General features: G+C 64.0%; 16 protein-coding genes and 1 pseudogene. 5 read left to right on the top strand and 12 right to left on the bottom strand.

What is annotated here, in order from left to right:
• Positions 1 to 72: 72 nt before the first annotated feature.
• From LZC95_42205 to LZC95_42180, 6 genes and pseudogenes are all read right to left on the bottom strand, one after another.
• Positions 73 to 2,148: an ATP-binding protein gene (locus tag LZC95_42205; GenBank protein WXA93052.1), complete on the bottom strand. Its 2,076-nt coding sequence runs from the start codon at positions 2,146 to 2,148 to the stop codon at positions 73 to 75.
• Between the two features lie 458 nt (positions 2,149 to 2,606).
• A complete protein-coding gene (locus LZC95_42200) occupies positions 2,607 to 3,170 on the bottom strand; it encodes a hypothetical protein (protein WXB00265.1) in 564 nt (187 codons plus the stop codon).
• 78 nt (positions 3,171 to 3,248) lie between these two features.
• A pseudogene (locus LZC95_42195) lies at positions 3,249 to 3,746 on the bottom strand (sigma-54 factor interaction domain-containing protein).
• A 2,729-nt stretch (positions 3,747 to 6,475) separates the two neighbouring features.
• The gene (locus LZC95_42190) at positions 6,476 to 7,366 is read right to left on the bottom strand and encodes a DUF2520 domain-containing protein (GenBank protein WXA93051.1); all 891 of its coding nucleotides are present in this window, start codon (positions 7,364 to 7,366) and stop codon (positions 6,476 to 6,478) included.
• Positions 7,356 to 7,934 carry a nicotinate (nicotinamide) nucleotide adenylyltransferase gene (gene nadD / locus LZC95_42185; protein ID WXA93050.1) on the bottom strand — a complete coding sequence of 193 codons (579 nt, stop codon included), beginning with the start codon at positions 7,932 to 7,934 and terminating at the stop codon, positions 7,356 to 7,358. The genes LZC95_42190 and nadD overlap by 11 nt, the downstream gene beginning before the upstream one ends.
• Positions 7,931 to 8,632 (bottom strand): hypothetical protein, encoded by a 702-nt coding sequence (locus tag LZC95_42180; GenBank protein ID WXA93049.1) that lies wholly within the window; start codon positions 8,630 to 8,632, stop codon positions 7,931 to 7,933. The genes nadD and LZC95_42180 overlap by 4 nt, the downstream gene beginning before the upstream one ends.
• Positions 8,633 to 8,751: 119 nt before the next feature.
• Between LZC95_42180 and LZC95_42175 the strand changes: the two genes are divergently transcribed.
• Positions 8,752 to 9,945 carry a 2Fe-2S iron-sulfur cluster-binding protein gene (locus tag LZC95_42175; GenBank protein ID WXA93048.1) on the top strand — a complete coding sequence of 398 codons (1,194 nt, stop codon included), beginning with the start codon at positions 8,752 to 8,754 and terminating at the stop codon, positions 9,943 to 9,945.
• Here the strand turns inward: LZC95_42175 and LZC95_42170 are convergent.
• On the bottom strand, positions 9,931 to 10,650 hold the full coding sequence (locus tag LZC95_42170) for a heme exporter protein CcmB (protein ID WXA93047.1): 720 nt from the start codon (positions 10,648 to 10,650) through the stop codon (positions 9,931 to 9,933). The genes LZC95_42175 and LZC95_42170 overlap by 15 nt on opposite strands.
• 36 nt (positions 10,651 to 10,686) lie before the next feature.
• On the opposite strand from LZC95_42170, the gene LZC95_42165 reads away from it, so the two are divergent.
• Both LZC95_42165 and LZC95_42160 read left to right on the top strand, forming a co-directional pair.
• Positions 10,687 to 11,748, top strand: a complete 1,062-nt coding sequence (locus LZC95_42165; GenBank protein WXA93046.1) for an ATP-grasp domain-containing protein — start codon at positions 10,687 to 10,689, stop codon at positions 11,746 to 11,748.
• Positions 11,745 to 12,209 carry a GNAT family N-acetyltransferase gene (locus LZC95_42160; protein WXA93045.1) on the top strand — a complete coding sequence of 155 codons (465 nt, stop codon included), beginning with the start codon at positions 11,745 to 11,747 and terminating at the stop codon, positions 12,207 to 12,209. Before LZC95_42165 ends, LZC95_42160 begins: the two co-directional genes overlap by 4 nt.
• On the opposite strand, the gene LZC95_42155 is transcribed toward LZC95_42160, so the two are convergent.
• The 4 genes from LZC95_42155 to LZC95_42140 all read right to left on the bottom strand — a co-directional run bounded on the left by LZC95_42155 (position 12,199) and on the right by LZC95_42140 (position 14,783).
• Positions 12,199 to 12,768, bottom strand: coding sequence for a Uma2 family endonuclease (locus LZC95_42155; GenBank protein ID WXA93044.1), 570 nt, complete (start codon positions 12,766 to 12,768; stop codon positions 12,199 to 12,201). The genes LZC95_42160 and LZC95_42155 overlap by 11 nt on opposite strands.
• A gap of 26 nt (positions 12,769 to 12,794) precedes the next feature.
• Positions 12,795 to 13,649: a hypothetical protein gene (locus LZC95_42150; GenBank protein ID WXA93043.1), complete on the bottom strand. Its 855-nt coding sequence runs from the start codon at positions 13,647 to 13,649 to the stop codon at positions 12,795 to 12,797.
• Between the two features lie 87 nt (positions 13,650 to 13,736).
• Positions 13,737 to 14,267, bottom strand: coding sequence for a DUF2505 domain-containing protein (locus LZC95_42145; GenBank protein WXA93042.1), 531 nt, complete (start codon positions 14,265 to 14,267; stop codon positions 13,737 to 13,739).
• A 39-nt stretch (positions 14,268 to 14,306) separates the two neighbouring features.
• Entirely contained in the window at positions 14,307 to 14,783 is a 477-nt protein-coding gene (locus tag LZC95_42140) for a hypothetical protein (GenBank protein WXA93041.1), read from the bottom strand.
• Positions 14,784 to 14,921: 138 nt separating this feature from the next.
• Between LZC95_42140 and gltX the strand changes: the two genes are divergently transcribed.
• Together gltX and LZC95_42130 are read left to right on the top strand one after the other, a co-directional pair.
• Positions 14,922 to 16,403 (top strand): glutamate--tRNA ligase, encoded by a 1,482-nt coding sequence (gene gltX / locus LZC95_42135; GenBank protein ID WXA93040.1) that lies wholly within the window; start codon positions 14,922 to 14,924, stop codon positions 16,401 to 16,403.
• A gap of 1 nt (position 16,404) precedes the next feature.
• Entirely contained in the window at positions 16,405 to 17,346 is a 942-nt protein-coding gene (locus tag LZC95_42130; protein WXA93039.1) for a CPBP family intramembrane metalloprotease, read from the top strand.
• On the opposite strand, the gene LZC95_42125 is transcribed toward LZC95_42130, so the two are convergent.
• A complete protein-coding gene (locus LZC95_42125) occupies positions 17,282 to 17,863 on the bottom strand; it encodes a hypothetical protein (protein ID WXA93038.1) in 582 nt (193 codons plus the stop codon). The two genes, LZC95_42130 and LZC95_42125, sit on opposite strands and share 65 nt — an antisense overlap.
• Positions 17,864 to 17,891: the final 28 nt, after the last annotated feature.

Raw genomic sequence — 17,891 nt, 5'->3', positions numbered from 1 at the left:
GGGTAAGGCAAAGCCGCGATCCGTGACAGCTGACGAAGCCAAAAAGCGCAGCAAAGCGTTGGGCTGCGAAGGTTAGCTACTTGTCAGCAGATTCGTCGGTGTCGGTGTTCCGAGCGGCGTGCGCAGCGTGTCCGTAGCCGCCGGGAGGAGAATCGTGAACGTCGTTCCTGCTCCTGCCTGCGTCTGGACGTCGATGATGCCGCCCGCGTTCTGGACGATGCTTTGACTGATCGCGAGCCCGAGCCCCGTTCCTTGCTCTTTCGTCGTGAAGAACGGGACGAAAATGTGCTTCAGCACCTTCTGCGAGATACCTGGGCCGGTGTCGCGGACGGAGACCTCGACCATTTCGACTTCGTTCGTCAAGGAACGCTCGCTCACGGCTGGGCGCTCGCTCTCTTGGCGCGAAGGCCATGGCCGGCGCCGGGTGCGGCGTGCAGTGCTCACGGTGATGCGTCCACGGCCATCCATGGCTTGAGCGCCGTTTTGAATGACGTTGATGAGAACCTGGCGGAACTGCTCGGCGTCGATTTTTGCCCGAGGAAGCGGCTCGGTGAGCTCCATTCGGAACTCGAGGGATTCGGCCTTTTGGCTGGTGAGGATCTGCATCGTGCGGCGTACGGCCGCGTTGATATCGAGTGGAATGGGATTACCGGCGTGAGGACGCGCGTAGTCGAGGAAGCTCGCGACGACGCGGTTCAAGCGGTCCACTTCTTCGAGGATGATGCCGACGAACTCACGGCTATCGGACGCGCCCGGGGCGGATGCTCCCTCTTCGCTTTCCTCGAGGAGTTGTGCGGCTCCTTTGATTGCGCCCAATGGGTTCTTGACTTCGTGGGCGAGACCGGCCGCCATGGCGCCGAGTGCGGCGAGGCGGTCGCGTTCCTTCATTCGCGAATAGATGCGGCTGTTCGCGATGGCCACGCCGATCTGGGATGCAACCGTTTCGAGTAGGGCAATTTCCTCGGGTGTGAAGGCATCGCGCATTCGCTCATCGGCAATACAAATGACACCGACGATTTCGCCTTCGTCGCCTTTGACGGCCAAAAGGACGGAGTTTTTATGCGGTCCGAGGGTTGCTGAGGCAACCGTCAGCAACGGCGAATCCTTCTGCTCGCGAGCAATCTCCTCCAGCGAAAGGGAGACGGTCGCCTGAAGGCGATCGAGGAGCGGGCGAACCGAGAGTGTCTCGAGTCGCATGACCGGTTCGTCCCCGACGCTGCCGATCATGTCGAAGCCGTTGCCGTCCTGATCGCGCAGGTAGATTGCGCACGAAGTGACCCGGTGCGAGCTTTCCAGGCCCGCGAGCACCGTTTCGGCCATTTCGTCGATCTCGAGGACGTGCGAAAGACGGCGCTTCAGCTCGTCGATGCTCGTCTCTAGGTCGTAGCGCTCGCGGAAGAAGAACTGATGCATCCGCGTTTCGACTTCGTTCTGCAGCGGCTCGAAGAGGACCAAGAATACGATGGCGGCGAGGACCGCGTTCAAATACATCGTGTTGAAGCGGCCAATGTACGTGACGAATACGTAGAAGATGCCGGCCAGCGCGAAGGCGAGCGCCGTAGCCACGAGCAGCCGGCCCGCCATTTCGTAGAGGTCTGCTAGCCGTGGCCGCGCAAGCGACTCGGCGAGCACGAAGAGAAAGACGATGGATAGCACTGCGCCGATCGGCGGCAGGTACACGCCCAAGAATGAGAGAAAGTCGGCGAGCGTAAACGTCGTGGCCGCGGCACCGACGGCAACGAGGAAGTTCACGCGATCGCGCACCGCGCGTGAAGGGCTTTTTCGCCCGCGAAGCGCCAATGATACCAATGCGGCCGCAATGAGGCCGAACACGTAGAAGTACGTGAGCCCCAATGCAAACGGCGTCTCGTGATACGGCGATAATTCGAGAACGAGGACCGGTATACCGACCGCCGTCGCGAACTTCGTCAGTGTCGAGGGCCGCTCGGCGTCACTGTCGAGCGGTACGATCGATTGAAATAGGTGCACCGCGAACTGTGGCAACAGCACGGTGAGCACCGCGGTGGCACGTGCCCAAATGGTCGCCTGAAACAGCCCGAAGAGCGATTGACTGCCCCACCAAAGTGCGACTTCTAGAGAGAAGGCCGCGAAGAGCCAATGGACGCCGCGGCGCCCGCGAAGCAGCATTGAAAGCGCAATCGCGAGCGCCAGGACTGCACAGAAGAGCGTCGTCCGGGGACGGAGATCCTCCACCCGCTATTTGGTGAACGCTGGAACGGGAGTCGGTTCAGTCGGAACCTCGTTTGGGCTCCGCGCGCTGAACGATGACGGGTGCGGCGGTACCGGGGAGGGTTGAGCGTCCGCCGTGCCGCTAACGCCATCTAGCCCCTTGGGGGCGACCGGCGGGACGGGGGTCGGCTCGGACTGAGTCTCAGTGCCAATCAGTTGTGCGGGCGAAGCAGGAACCGGCGAAGGCTGTCCTCCGCTGTTCACGGTTTCGTCTTCAACTTGAGGTGCGCGTTGTTCCTCGCCAGGGTCTGTGTCTCCGGCACATCCGGTCAAGACGAAAGCTGAGCCGAGCATCATCATGCCCGCCGCTACAAATACCCAGAGCGAACGCTGATACATAATGTTGGACCGTTTCATCACGACCCCTCCACCACAGCAAGAAGTCCGTATTGCTTGACCAGTTGCGAGAGGCGCGGTCGCTTCATCCCTAGGAGCGCAGCAGCTCGCGTGATGTTCCCTCTGGTCTCGGCGAGCGCACGCGCTATGCAATCTCGCTCAATCTGGCGCTTAAGATTCGGCAACGAAAGGGTACCTTGCTTGATGCAGGCATAGGCGACGGTGGTCGCACCCGTTTGCTCGCCAGCGGCGATGCTACCAGCGCTTTCGAAATCTGGCAATGCTTCTTCGTTGACACCACTTGAAATTTCGTCCCCCGAATCGTCGTCTCCGTCTGGCAACGGAAAGTCCGCCGCGTCATTACCGTCGACAGCCAAGGATGCCGAGCTATCGCGTAACGCTAACTTGGATGCCGAGTCGGTGTTATGGCGCGGTGTTTCTGATGAAATCGCTGCCGCACCACGCAAATCCTCAACGTTCTCAATCAGATCTTCGAGTTCGATCGTCTCGCCTTCCGCAAAGAGAGACGCGGCACGCAGTGCATTTTCCAGCTCGCGCACATTTCCGGGCCAACGATGTCGCATGAGCAGCTGCGTTGCCGGCTCCGATAGTTTCTTTGGCTGCTCTCCGCGTTCGTTCCCGATTCGCTCCAGCAGTGCGGCACTGATTGTGGGCACATCCCCGAGCCGTCCTCGAAGGGGCGGAACCTCAAGGGTGATGCCACGAAGTCGGTAGTAGAGATCCTCACGGAACTCGCCTCGCTCCACCATCCCGCGAAGATCGCGATGCGTAGCGCATATGATGCGCACATTGGCTCGAATTGGTGTGGTGCCGCCCACCCGTTCGAAGGTGCGTTCCTGAAGAACTCGAAGGAGGGCGACCTGGGTCCGCGGCGAAATATCGCCGATCTCGTCCAAGAAAAGCGTACCGCCCTCAGCCAGCTCGAATCGTCCACGTCGACGCGCGATAGCTCCCGTGAACGCGCCCTTCTCGTGTCCGAACAATTCAGATAGGAGCAATGTCTCTACGAGCGCAGCGCAGTTCACTGTCACGAGCGGGCCGCTCTCACGCAGGCTCGCCCGATGAAGCGCTTCGGCTACGAGTTCCTTACCAGTTCCACTCTCGCCGCGAATAAGGACGGTACTCTCCGAACGGGCCACTTTTCGGATTGCACCAAGTAGCGCGACCATTGTCGGGTCATCACCGACCAGATGCCGCTGCGGTCGCACCAGATTGGAGAGTCGGCCTCGAACCGATTCGCTCGAATTGGCGGCGCGCCCACCATCGTCGGATTGGGGGAGAATTCCTTGAGGTCGGCCAAAGCGAACCGTTGGGGGCAGTTCTTCGTACGCCGCGATCGAGGGCGACGCACCTCGAAGACTTTTCTCCTGTTCGCAGATCGCATCGAGCATAGGAGTGAGGCGAGCAACGTCGGCGCGCTGCAAGAACGCAGTACGCACCTCACCTTGAAGACCCTGGGCAACTTGATCTCGCAGCGCGATCGCTTGCTCCACGTGCGTACGTGCGAGGCCGAGAATCCTTTCTCCGCGATAGTGCTCAGCGAGCAGCACATGAATATCGCGTAAGGTCTCTTCTTCGCCGACATTCCGTGCGAGCGCGAGAGTATCGAGCGCAAAGGGGAGATCGAATTGACCTTCTGCGCGCGCGACTCGAATGCGGAGCACGGCGGCCTGGCAACGTTGAACATCGGCTGCAGCAGTGGCTTCCGCCTTTTCCAGCGATTCCCTTGCAGAGACGAGATCCCCATCTTCGAGGGCCACCCGCACTGCGGTGCGATGTGCCCAGCTCAGAATCAAACTCCTATCAGATGCGCGCTCGCCCTCCGAGAGTGCGCGGAGCAGTTCGCGTCGGGCTTCTGCCGTGTTGCCCCTGTCCATGGCCAACAGGGCGGCCATAATGCTAAAACGTGCTGCCACGCCGGGCGACATGCCGGATGCGATTGTTCGCCGTCCGAAGACAATGGCATGCTCGGCGTGCTCGAAGAGACCGAGTTTGTACCGAAGTTCGGCAAGGTTCGACAAAACCTGCATGGTGCGCAGTCGGTCTCCGACGCGCTGACCGAATTTGAGCGCGGCTTCGGAGAACTTCAGTGCATCGCCGTAGTCATGATTCGACATTGCGACAACGGCGAGGTTGATATAGGCAAAGGCGGCCATTCGCACCTCGCCCAGTTTCTCGGCTTCGTCGCGTACCGCTTCGATGATCATCCGCGCCTCGCCATACATGCCCTTCGACATGAGAGCGATACCGCGATTTATGCGGGCACGCAGTTCAGAGAGACTGTCGCTTATTTGAGCTGCGCTACACGCGTCCTCTGCGAAATGACGTTCAGCGTCGTCCCATTTGGATTTGGCCAACAAGATCTTTCCGAGGGTGTTTCGCGCGCGAAGCTGCAATCCCACAGAAGGTGCCCGAGTCGCGACGACGCTGGCCTCGCGCATCGCCCCGTCGAGATCGCCACTCAAATAAGCGACGTCCGCGACTTCCACCATGATCGGGAAAAGGTTTTCTCCAGCTCGTGTGGCCAAGCTCGTCGCCCGCTGAAATGCAACTTTGGCGGTGACAAGGTCGCCGGTCGCAGCCGCCGCACGCCCGAACAACAGCGCAACACTCCAATTCTCCGGCGCGCTAACGGCAGCATTTTTGGCCCAACGGAGGGCTTCTTCCGCCTCGCCTACACCCAACGCGCGCTCCGCGGCTCCGACCCGCAAGACAAGCTGCCGGTCGCCATGCGTGAGCCCATCAACCGCCTTCATCCACCGCGCAATCACATCACGGCGCGCCAATGCATCCGGCAATCGAGCCAATGCCTCGGAGTGTGCCCGGTCGGCGCCGTCCACGTCGTTTGCGACGAGCAACAACTCCGCGGCGCGGGCTTGCGCCCATGGATCCGTTGGCCACTGTTGCGTCAGTGCGAAGGCGACGCGTTTGCACGTCTCTTCGTTGGCGCTGGCCTCGGCCTCTTTGGCCAATTCCTCGCCCGAAGACCCGATGGATACCCAGCCATGCTCGGCATCGACGACGCCCATGGATACAAGCGTCTTCAAGACTGCGCGCTCGCCACCCAATGCCGCGATGTCACTCTTCGGCCATGCGCGCTTGATCAAGGCGAGCGCGGAGAACAACTCCCGCACTTCCTCTGGAAGCGCGGCGTGGATCGCTTTGCGCTCGCGCGGGGCGGAGCGCATGGCTTGCCATGCGTCTTCCAAGGAGGCCATGTCGTTCGAATCGAACAAGCGCTCGGCGTCGTCGAGGAGTGCGTGGAACCAGCGCTCCTTCTCGTCTTCTCTCAACGATGGCGAGATGTCGAATGGCTCGGCGCACAAGTCCGTCGCGAGGTCGCCCTCGTTGGTCGCGAAGATCAACAGGGGCGGCGTGATGCCGGTGTGCTCGGCGCCGGAGCCCATTCGCTGGGTCGCCAATTCGGTCGCGACCAATCGATCCCACGTACCGGCGCGGGGCAATGGGGCAATCACCGCAAACGGGTGGCCCAATCCGGCGGACAGGATCTTCTGCGCGCAGCGGTGGGCGTTGCCGTCGAGATCCGAGATGCCCAGTTGTGCGCTGACTTGGTGCCAGAGTGGCGTGCTTAGTCGGCTGCGGGCGCGAATCGTCCGGATGCCCAGTGATGTGAGGCGGCGGGCGGCGTGTGCGGTGACGGCGCGGGCTACCTCCTCGGAACCGGCACGTACCAAAAGGACACCGGACTTGCGCTCGGCAAGCTGGGTGTCGAACTCCGCGAAGCCGGCGGCTCGGTCAGTGGCGCTAGGCAGAACGAGGTGTGGTGCCCGCAGCAAGGTAAAAAGAGATTACCGTGGGCCCTTTGTTCTGCAAGACACAGAAATGACAAATTGATAACGGCGGCCGATTATTCCCTGGCCGTCGAAGAGGTGAACACCGATGCAGTGGACGGGGTAGGTGCCATATTCGCTGCGTCACGAAGCACCGCCTCGATGGCGTCGAAGGATGCGCGGGGGGCCTCGCCAAGGGCGCGAGCCAATGGCAATTGGGCGAGACCCGCGGCCACGAAGAGAGGAACGGCATCGGGCAAGCGGGCGCGAAGTACCTCCAAATGCCGCGAAACGCTTTGGGATTCTCCACGGCGGACGGGACCAGTGAGGGCGTCGGGAAAGCCCAATTGCATAACGTTGTCCGCAACGCTGTGCAGCAATGGGCCGAGCATTTGGGGCGCCACTTCGGGGGGTACGCCGGCGGTTGCCAGCACCCGGACACCCACGGCTGCCAGTGCAGCGGCACCGTTGGCGACCAGCCCCGCGGCCGCGTGGTAACCAACGGGGTCGAGGTCGGGGAATGTGCGTGCGGTCATGCCGAGCACCTTAATAAGGCGGCGGGCGGGGGCGATGGCGCCCGGATCTCCTTGCAGGTGTACGTGTCCACCGGTCAACGCGGGGAAGCGATGCAACGAGGCGAAGGAGATCATGGGATGCATCTGCGCGATGCCCGCAGAGACAGCGCGCAGGGGCTCGAGGACTTCGGCGCGCTGGGCACCTGCAACATGCACGCATCCCGTGGTGCGCGAGACGATGCGGGCTTCGGCGAAGCGCGATGCGGTGGGCGTGAGATCGCGATCGCGCACCGTCAGAATGAGAAGATCGGCATCGATACGGCGCCCGGGAATGCCGGCGCGTGCTGCGCGAAGGGTGACGCGGACGCCGGCGCGGCGGAGGGCATTCGCGAGGGCGACGCCGACTTTGCCGGCGCCGAAGATGTAGACGGAAAGCTTTTTCTTAATGGCCATGTTCGTAGAGCGCGTGCTCGCGGATGTACTCGAGCACCGTGCGGGGGACGATGGGTTCGAGGTCGGACCAGCGACCCTGCCCGACCTTCGCGCGGATGTCCGTGCTCGAGATGGCCGGCAAAATGGGCGTGGGTGCAGCCGATGATTCGAAGCCGGCACGGCCGAGCACGATGGGGGGCGCAATCTTGGCGATGCGATCGAACGCGTACCACTTGGGGGTCTCCGCCAAGACATCGGCGCCCATGACCAGGCGGAGATTCCACGAAGGGTGTTCGCTCTGCAAATGCTCCAGCGTGCGCAACGTGCGGCTTTCGCCCCCGAGGGTCTCTTCGATGCGCGAAATCTCGACGCGGGCGATGCCGGCCATGGCCAGCTCGATCATGCGAACGCGATCTTCGTAGGGAGCAAGCTGTTTCGCGAAGGGATGCGCGAAGGTCGGGATGACCACCACGCGATCGACGGGGTGGGTGCTCAGCACGACCAGCACCGTCATCACATGGGCGATGTGCGGCGGGTTGAAGCTCCCGCCGAAGACGGCGACGAGCTCGCGTGCAGACTCCGATGTCACTCGGGCCTCCCGGAGACGCTGCCGGGTGGCGTTCCGCCATGAGTCCCAGGCCCCGCTTGCGGGGCCGTTCCTGCTCGCGGGCGCGAGGCCCGTGGAAGGGCGAGTCGTTCGTGGAGCACGGCTTCGCCTTCGATGTTGTACACGGCCACGGCGATTTCGTCCCCCGTGTCGTCGAGGACGCAGATGCCACCGCGGGGGCCGAGCATGCCCGGCGTGATGAAGAAGCGGCCGCCAATCTTACGCACGAGCGGAACGTCGCTCTTGCCGTAGATGAGGAGGCTTGCGGCGAAGATGTCCTCTTCGTCGAGCAGCTCCTTGTCGTGGATCAAGATGGCGATGCGGTCGCCGACCATCTCCATCGTGCGCAAAATGCGGTGCGGAAGGCTCTCGAGCGAGCGCAGTCGCAGGCGCATGCGCTCGCCTTTCACGAAGGCGTCGATGTCCTCGGGGGTGCCGTTTGCGGCGAGCTGGGCGGCTCGGCGCCATGCAGCATCGTCCGTGGGATCGTCACCCACGAGGCGGCGCGCCCAGGCCTCCACCATGTGCTCGAGGGCGTCGTCCGCCCCGAGGTAGATGGCGCGGCCCACGCGATGCTTGCCGAGCAGGAGACTCGAAGCCGTCTCCAAGGGCGTTGTCGATCCGTTTCCGGAAGCGCCCGCGGAGGAAGAAAGAATGGGACCGAGGAATCCAAGGCGCATCGAAGGGATGTCGAGTGTACACTCAACTTCGTCCTATGGCCGGTCGCCTCGCACCACTTTCATCGCCTATTCATATAACGTTCGACGGAGCCGAAATTCCGGCTTCTCCAGGGGAGCCGTTGGCCGTCTCGCTGGTTGGCGCCGGGCATCTGGCGCTGGCGCGCAGCCCCAAGTTCCATAGACCGCGCGGTCCGTCGTGCCTTCGTGCCGCCTGCGACGGTTGCCTCGCGCGGGTGGACGGCGTGCCCAACGTGATGACCTGCATGGTCGCGGCGCGCGACAAGATGGAGATCAAGTCGCAGAACACGCTGGGGTCGCGCAATGTCGATCTCCTGCAAATGACCGACTGGTTCTTCCCGCAGGGGATGAACCATCACGAGCTGTTCGCCGGCGTGTTCGGGCTCGACAAAGTGATGATGGCGTTCGCCCGCCGCGTGGCCGGTCTGGGCAAGCTGCCCAGCGACGTGGCTCCACCGCGCCCGGCGCAGCGCCGGCAGGCCGATGTGGTGGTGGTGGGCTCGGGGCCATCGGGCATGCTGCTCGCGCTCGAGCTCGTGGCGCGCGGACGCCGGGTGGAGGTCGTCGACGACGCGGTGACCTTCGGCGGATCGGCGCTGGCGTTGGGCGTGGCGGGCGACGAATGGCGCAAGCTCCGCGAGCGCTTCGAAGCCGCGGTGCGCGATCACAAGGTGCGGTTGCGTCTTTCGACGACGGCGGGCGGCATCTTCAAAGACGATTTGCTGGTGGTCGGACCCGAGGGCGGTGAGGTCATCGAAGCACGCGCGGTGGTGCTCGCGACGGGCGCGCACGATGGCGTGCTGGCCTTCGAGGGGAACGATCTTCCCGGTGTGATGAGCGCGCGCGCGGCGTTGGGGTTCCTCGCTCACGGTGTGACGGTGGGCTACCGCATCGCGGTGGTGGTGACCGAAGGCGGCGGTCCTTTCGGCGAGTCCTACGCCGAGGCGCTCCGCAAAATGGCACCCGAGGAGGTGAGCGTCACCGTGTTGAAGGGCGAGCCCATCTCTGCGAGCGGCGGTTCCGTCGTGAAAGAGGTGGCCGTGCGCAAAGGCAAATCGACGAAGTCGATCCGCGCCGATGCCTTGGTTCTCGATGCGCCGCGCGCCCCCGCGTACGAGCTTCTGTCGCAGGCGGGCGCCGATCTGGAACATCGCGCCTATGGCTTCGTGCCGCGGCCTGATTTCGGCGGGAAGATTCGCGATCGCTTTTGGGCCGTCGGCGAAGCTGCGGGCACCGCTCTCGAGCTAACGGCGCTGGGTGAAGAAGCCGCGCGTGTGGCGTCACTCGTCGATTAGCGCGCCGAACAAGGTGAGGCCGCCGATGAGGGCGAGGACGTCGAAGGCGGTGAGGAGGATGAGGTAGTCGGTGATTTCGCCGAGCGGGAGGCCCGAGAGAATGTCTCGGGTCGCGGCGACGCCGGAGACCAGGGTGGGCGAGAGAAGGGGAAAAAGGACCGTGGCGAGGACCAGGTCTCGGGCCCGCGTGCGCACGGTCATGGCGCCGAAGAGGGTGCCCGTGGCCGCGACGCCGAGCGTACCCAGGGCAAGCACGACCGCGAGCGGCAGGAGCACATCGGGCAGGTCGATGTGAAAGAGCAGCGCGACCACCGGGACCACGATGACCTCGACCGCGAGCACGAAGGCAAAGACGCCCATGGCTTTGCCGAGGAAGAGTGACGCGCGCGCGATGGGGGTGACCAGAAGGCCCACGAGGGCGCCGTCTTCGCGCTCGCGCTGCCAGGTGCGGCCCAGCGCGAGCACGCTGGAGAACGCGATCGAGAGCCACACCGCGCCCGGAGCGATGCGCCGGGTGGTTTCCGCGCCCGACTGAAAGGCTACGCTGGTCATGATGGCGACCAGGGTGGCGAAGAAGCCGGCCGTGGTGACGATCTCGCGCGTCCGAAGCTCGATGCGCAGGTCCTTGGCGGCGACGAGCCATGCGGCCTGCATGGGCGATGGCAAAAGCGACGGCGTGTCTCGGATCCGGTCTTGACCCTTCATGAAAAGATAGGGTGAGATTGCCTTACCAACGTGACCGTGGGAAGTCCGTCTCGCAAGGTCGTGCGCGTCGCCGTGGTGCACAACACGGACTACGAGGAGGCGTCACCCGACGGCGATCCAGGTTATGCCGCCCGCGCCGATGTGCAGTTCGTCGCGCGCATCGTGGCCGACCAGCTCGCCGACGCGCGCCACGAGTCGCATCTCGTGGCCGTCGATGGCGATCTGGTGACGCTCCGCGAGCGGCTCCGGCAGATCGAGCCCGATTGCGTGTTCAATCTATGCGAATCGCTGGCGGGCGATGCGCGGCTGGAGAGCGCGGTGCCGCTGCTGGTGGAGACCTTGGGCATCCCGTGCACGGGCTCGCCGCCCGAGGCGCTGAGCCGTGCACTCTACAAGGATCGCGTGAAGGAGAGCCTGCAGCGCGCCGGGGTGCCGACGCCGCCGGGTCGCGTGCTCAAGCGTGCCGACGAGCCGTGCGATCTGCCGTTTCCGGCCATCGTGAAACCGGTCCACGAGGACGGCTCGGTGGGCATCACGCAGCGAAGCGTGGTGCGCGAAGAGACGGAGCTGCGCGCCACCGTGAAGGAGACCTTGGCGCGGCATCGGCAGCCGGTGCTGGTGGAACAGTACATCGCGGGGCGCGAGCTCAACGTGGCGATGCTCGGCTTCCCGGCGGCGCGGGTGCTTCCGCTGTGCGAGATCGACTTTTCGGCGCTGCCCGAGGGCGCGGCACGCATCGTTTCGTACGATGCCAAATGGAAGACGGACTCGCCCGAGGATCGAGGGACGCAGCCGGTGCACAACCCGGAGCTGCCCGCGGGGATCGCGGCGCGGGTGCGGCGTGTGGCGGTGGATGCGTTCCGCGCGCTGGGGCTGCGCGATTACGGGCGCGTGGACATTCGGCTCGCGCCGAGCGGTGTGCCGTACGTGGTCGACGTGAATCCGAATTGCGATTTGTCGCCCAATGCGGGGATGGCCCGCGCGGCGGCGGCGGTCGGTATCGACTATCCGGCGTTGTTGAAGCTGGTGGTGCGCTACGCCGTGCGGCGTCGCAGTGCGACGAAGGCAGCGCCTCTTTCGGTATCGCGCAAGGGATGATGAAGCCTCTCGCGCCGGAACATCGTGCGCCGTTGATCGAGCTGATTCGCGCGACGCCGGAGTTTTCACGCGAGGAGGCCGACGTGGCCATCGAGTTGCTCGATGCGTGCCTCGAGGGGGATCGCGATTACGTCATCTGGGTCGACGCCGACGAAGGGGTCCGTGGCTACATTTGCTACGGGCCGACGCCGATGACCGAGGGGACGTACGACTTGTACTGGATCGCCGTCGCCCCCTCGTTCCAAGGCCACGGCGTGGGCCGCGCCTTGATCGCGCACATGGAGTCGGAGCTCACGCGCGAAGGCGCCCGCTTGGTGCGCGTGGAAACCGAGGGCGGCCCCGCCTACGAGTCGACACGCGCCTTCTACGAGGCCATTGGTTACGAATGTACAGCCACGATTCGCGCTTTCTATGCCGCGGGCCGCGACCTGGTGATCTACACGCGCTACCTCACGCCGTAGGGTCTCTATAGACTTCTGCGAGGGGCAGTGTGCATTGCACCGACGCGAGTTCGGCCTCGCCTTCGACGTATTCGAAGTGCTTCCACGAGTCACCCACCCGGCGCACGACCTCGATGCGACGCGTGTCATGTGCAACGAATACGACTTCTTGGACTGACTCGATCTGCTTGTAGTTTTCGAGCTTGTCGGTGCGATCGTAAAGCTCCGTCGAAGGACTTAGGACTTCGACCAGCACTTTCGGGTTGGTTGCCGTCGTGCTCGTTCGATCTTCCGGATCGAGCTCGATTCGCCCGCAGATGACGCTCACGTCCGGATAGGTTGCAACGCCCGACTTCCGGACGCGAATGCGAACGTCGGAGCTATGCACAGCGCACGGCTTGCCGCGAAGCTGCATATTGAGAAGGGTCGATACGTTGACGGAAATCCTTCCGTGGGCGACGGTGCCGCCCGCCATCGCCCGAATGGTGCCTGCAAGGAACTCGTGCTTGATATTCGGACTCATCTCCTCGACCTGGAGATAGTCTTCGAACGAGTACTTGTGCTGCGCGATGGCGGCCATACCCAACGTATATCACACACGACTGTTCAGTCCGCCTTCTGCGCCTTCTCGCGGATCTTGGCGGCGAGCGTGGTGCGCTGCTCGGGGGTCAGCATGGGTACGGCGATTTCGGCGAGGTGAATGGCGCGGGCCATGGGCTCGTGGAACTCGGTGTTCGGCGCGACTTCGTCCATCTTGAAGCGGTCGCTCTTGAAGGCTTCGAACAGCGCTTGCACCTTCGTGGGATCGTGGTGCGGCCGCTCGCCTTTCGCACTGCGCTCGGCGCGGAGGGCGTCGCCGATTTTCGCCTTCTGGTCCTCGGTGAGTTTCAACTCGTCGGCCAGCTTGTCGAAGCGCTCTTTGCCTCCGGGGCCGCCGTGGTGCTTGTGCCAGCCGCCTTCACGGCGGCCGCCGTCGCCCTTGTTCGCTTGGATCGCGTCCACCAGCGCGACACGTTGCGCGGGATCGAGCAGATCGTGCAGCCTCTCGATGGCCGCGCGGTCCGCGTCGCGGGCGGTCTTCCACGTCGTCGCGAGTGCCTGCTCCTTCGGCGCGAGCGCGGTGCGGTCGATCTTGCCTTGCTGCACTTGCGCGGCGACGGCGTTCATCAAGTCGGCGCGCCCGGCTTTGCTTTGCTCTTTCGCGGTCGTGTGGCGCGCATCCGCCTCGGCGAACAGCTTTTGAATCTCGGTGCGTTGCGCATCGCGCAGGGACACCTTTCCGAGCGCGTCGGCAAGCGCCTTCACGGGACCATGCTCGCTCGTCGTGGTGATGGCTTGCGCCGACGCGGCCGTTTCGGCCGGCTTGTCGGAAACAGCGCCACTGCAACCCACGGCCCCGAGCGAGGCCATCATCGTGGAAGCCGAGAAAACGAGCCCAAAAACGGAAAAGCGGCGAATCATGTTCGAATCTCCTTCGCCCAGTCTGACGTGCGAAGAGACGCGAATGCTCGCCGCTTTACAGTGCTTTACCCGCCGGTAAGCCGGAGCCTACTTCGACCAGAGCCCCTTTTCCTTCAGGTACGTCTCCGTGAAGGCGGCGGCCGTCGAGTAGGACTTGTGCAGGTCAGCGATGAAGCGATCCTCCGCGACCTTGCCCACCATCATGACCTTCACCTCGAGGTTCACCTTCGCGGTGCGCACGATGTGCTTTTCGCCGAGTTTCTCCGTGGCGAGCACGCCCCGGCACACGATTTTGTCGGCCATCGTGTTCGGCTTGTTGGTGAAGCTGTACTTGTGCGTGGCGCCGTCGTAGCTGCCCGTTTCCTCGTAGGCGAAGCGGTCGCCCATGATCTTCTGCAGCGGGCCGGGGAGACCCACGAGCGCCGGCCGCGCATAGAACGTGTGGGCCACCTTGCGGGAAGCGCCCGTGCCTTCGTCTTTGAAGGAAAGGCGCTTCCACTCGGGGAACTTCAGCTCGTTCAAGAACAGCCGACGGTTGAACTCCTCGGCGAAAAACGCGTCCCAGAAGGTGTCTTCGTCGCAGAAGAACTCGTTACGAACATTGAATTCCTGGGCCATGGCGTTCTCGACCTTCGTTCAAGGTTAAGCGAAAAGGGCTTACTTCTTCTTGGCAGCCGCCTTCTTGGCGGCGGGCTTCTTGGCCGCGGCGGCCTTCTTCGCGGGCGCCTTCTTGGCGGCGGCTTTCTTGGCCGGGGCTGCTTCCTTCTTGGCGGGGGCGGCCGGCTTGCTCTTCGCGTCCGTGCGCTTCTTGGTCGAGCGGTAGAGATCGTAAAGGCGCGGAACCGGGTAGGCCGAGAGACGGGTCTTGTAGCCCTCGTCCTTGGTGCGCTTCTCCAGCTCGAGGATGGCGTCGATCAGCTTGGCGCGCGAACCGAACTTCTCCTTCACCGCCGAAAACGTGGCGTGGAGGCGCAGAAGCTTGGCGTTCGACACGTGGTCGAGGCCCTTGCCCTTGTTGGTGCGCGAGACCCAGAGGTCGTCCGAGGTGAACTCCTTCACCGCGGCCACGAGCTTCTCTTTGTCTCCGAACTTCGCCTTGACGGCGGCCAACGGGCCAGACTTGCGAGCGGTCATGAGTGATTCTCCTTAGGAAGGGTGCGTAAGATGACTTACGCGGTCAGTGAGGACTCCCGGGCGATACCCAGGAGCGCGCATCCTTAGCGGTTTTCCCGAGGGCTCGCAAGTGGCGGTCGTGCTATCAGTCCGTCCGCGATGTCGACCCGCGTCCGTTTTGCACCTTCGCCGACCGGTTATCTTCACATCGGTGGCGTCCGCACGGCCCTGTTCAACTGGCTCTGGGCCCGAAAAACCGGGGGCACCTTCGTCCTGCGCATCGAGGACACCGACCAGGAGCGCTCCACGCCCGAGAGCAAGCAAGTCATTTTCGACGCGCTCAAGTGGCTCGGCATCGACTGGGACGAGGGACCCGAGGTCGGCGGCCACTTCGGCCCGTACGAGCAAATGGCGCGCTTGGCCGTCTACAAGGACCACGCCGAGGCGCTCATCAAGTCGGGCAAGGCCTTTCGCTGCTATTGCACCAAAGAAGAACTGGACGCCGCCCGTGCCGCGTTGAAGGCGAAGGATCCGAAGGCGCAGTTCCGCTACCCGGGCACGTGCCGCACGCGCACGGACGAGCCGGACAAGCCGTTCGTGATCCGTTTCAAGGCGCCCACGGAGGGCAGCATCACGTACGTCGACAAAGTCTTCGGCGAGGTGACGACGCCCAATCACACGCACCAGGACTTCGTGCTGGTTCGCTCCGACGGTGTGCCGCTCTACAACTTCGGCGCGGTCGTCGACGACATGCTCATGCAGATGACCCTGGTGGCGCGCGGGCGCGATCACATGATCAATACGCCCCCCCAGATCCTGCTCTATCAGGCCTTCGAAGCCAAAGTGCCCGACTTTGCGCATCTGCCGATGATGCTGGCACCCAATGGCGAAAAGCTCTCCAAACGCCACGGCGCCGTGAACGTGCTCCAGTACCGCGACGACGGCTACTCGCCGCAGGCGGTGCTCAATTACCTGGTCCGCTTCGGATGGTCGATGGGCGACCAGGAGATCTTCAGCGTGCGCCCCGTCGCAGGCGCCTCGGTGCCGAGCCTCGTCGAATCCTTTGCTTGGGAATCGGCCGGGCGGGCCGATGGCAAATTCGATCCGAAGAAGTTCCTCGCGGTGCAGTTCGAGCACATGAAGTCGCCCGAGCTCATGCCCGACGACGAATACGCCGCGCGTACCTTGCCGTTCCTCGAGAAGCGTGGCTTCACGGGCCTCGACGTGGAGCGCGTGAAGCGCGCGGTCTTCACCGTGCGGCCTCGGGCGACGACCTTCGCCGATGCGGCGGATCGGCTCGATTACTTCTTCCGCGACGAACCGGTCATGGACGAGAAGGCGACGCGCAAGTTCCTCGTGCCGGCGCACGCCGCGAACCTGCGCGGTCTCGCCGATCTTCTCGCCCCCGTCGACGATTGGACGGAGCAAAACATCGGCCAGACCATCGTGCGCTGGGTCGAGGGGCGGGGGCTCGCGATGAAGGACATCGGGCAGCCGGTGCGCGTGGCCCTCTCGGGCCGTGGCGAATCGCCGGACTTGTTCCAAGTGCTCTCCGTGCTCGGCAAGGACGTGTCGATCGCGCGCCTTCGCCGGGCGAGTGAGCGCGCCGAGCGCGCGGAAGCACCCGCGCCGAAGGCCTGACTTGTTCCTCCGACCGCACACCGCGGATGCCCTCGCGGCCGGTGGCACGAGCACCTTGGCCCGCATCGGCCACGTGTTCTTCCCCGTGCCCGCGCTGCTGGTCGTCCTGCCGCTGATTTACCTCTTCTTCCGCAACACGTGGCGTGAGCTCGACGAAGACGCGCACGAGCATCGCGGGCACATGATCTCGCTGGGCGTCACGGATTTGCGGCCCTTCGTCGCCCTGCCGCTCTGCGCGCTCATTTTGACGATGCAGGACTACTACGGTGGTCGCTTCTTCTTCGAAGAGGTCATCAAGCCGTACCTGGCCGACTTCGAGCTCACGCACCCCGGTGCGTTCAAGCTGGCGAAGTACGACGAGCTCTATGGCTTCGCCTGGTGGGTCACGGCGCGCGTCGTGGGCTACGTCTTCGTGCCCTTCGCGGTCTGGAAAATCGCCTTTCGCCAGGACTCGCTGCTCGACTTCGGCCTGCGCACGCGCGGCTTCTTCAAGCATGCGTGGATCTACGGGATGTTCCTCGCCATCGTCCTGCCGGCGATGTGGATCGTCAGCCGCAATCCGGACTTCGGGACGTACTACCCCTTCTACAAACTGAGCTCGCGCAGCTGGTGCGACTTCCTCTTGTGGGAGGCGATGTACATCGCGCAGTTCTTCGCGCTGGAGATCTTCTTCCGCGGCTGGTGGCTGGGGGCGCTGCGAAAAAGCTTTGGTTCGGGCGCCATTTTCGCCATGGCCGTGCCCTATTGCATGATCCACTACGGCAAGCCGTACCTCGAGGCCAATGGGGCCATCGTGGCCGGCATTGCGCTGGGCTCACTCAGCATGAAGACCAAGAGCATCTACCAAGGGTTCTTGGTGCACGTGACCGTGGCGGTGCTCATGGATTGGCTCGCGCTGAGCCATCGTCACGCGTTGCCAACCCAGTTCTGGGCTCCGGGTTAGCCTCTTCCGCCGCCGGATCACTCGACGGCGCCACGGCAGCGAGCGCGTTGCGAAAGACGCGCGCCCGCACCGAGTGCCGCAGTGAACCGTGGGCATAGAGCTTCGCAAGATGGCGAAGTGCCGCGTGGGCTGGGGCCGCGGTAGGTCCCGTCCAGCTTTCCGCACCGAGGCGACGCCAGAGCAGTGTCTCCAGCGCATGCGGATGGTCCTCGAGGTGCGTCGCTGCGCGATCGACCAACGCCGCCGAGCGCGGATCGAGCCGCATGGCCCGCATGTAATAGCCCACGGCCCCGTTGGTGCTGCCCGCGCTTGCGCTGGCATCGCCCGCGTCGCCGAGGCAGAGGGCCCGCTCCTCGTCGGTCTTGGCGGCCGCGAGGCGCGCCTTCGCGTCCTTCAACGCCGTACGTGCGGCGCTGCGGGCTCCTCCGCGCGAAAGGCCGGAAAAAGCCGGGCGGAACCGGAAGACGAGGTAAACCGCAAAAACGATGGTGGCGCCGAGAAGGACGTACGAGTCCATGTGCGGAAGATCATCCTAGCGCAAAGGG

Source organism: Sorangiineae bacterium MSr12523, from assembly GCA_037157775.1.
Taxonomy (GTDB): Bacteria; Myxococcota_A; Polyangia; order Polyangiales; family Polyangiaceae; genus Pendulispora; species Pendulispora brunnea.
Note: the sequence above shows the minus strand (reverse complement) of the source record. Positions and strands in the feature narration are given on the sequence as shown.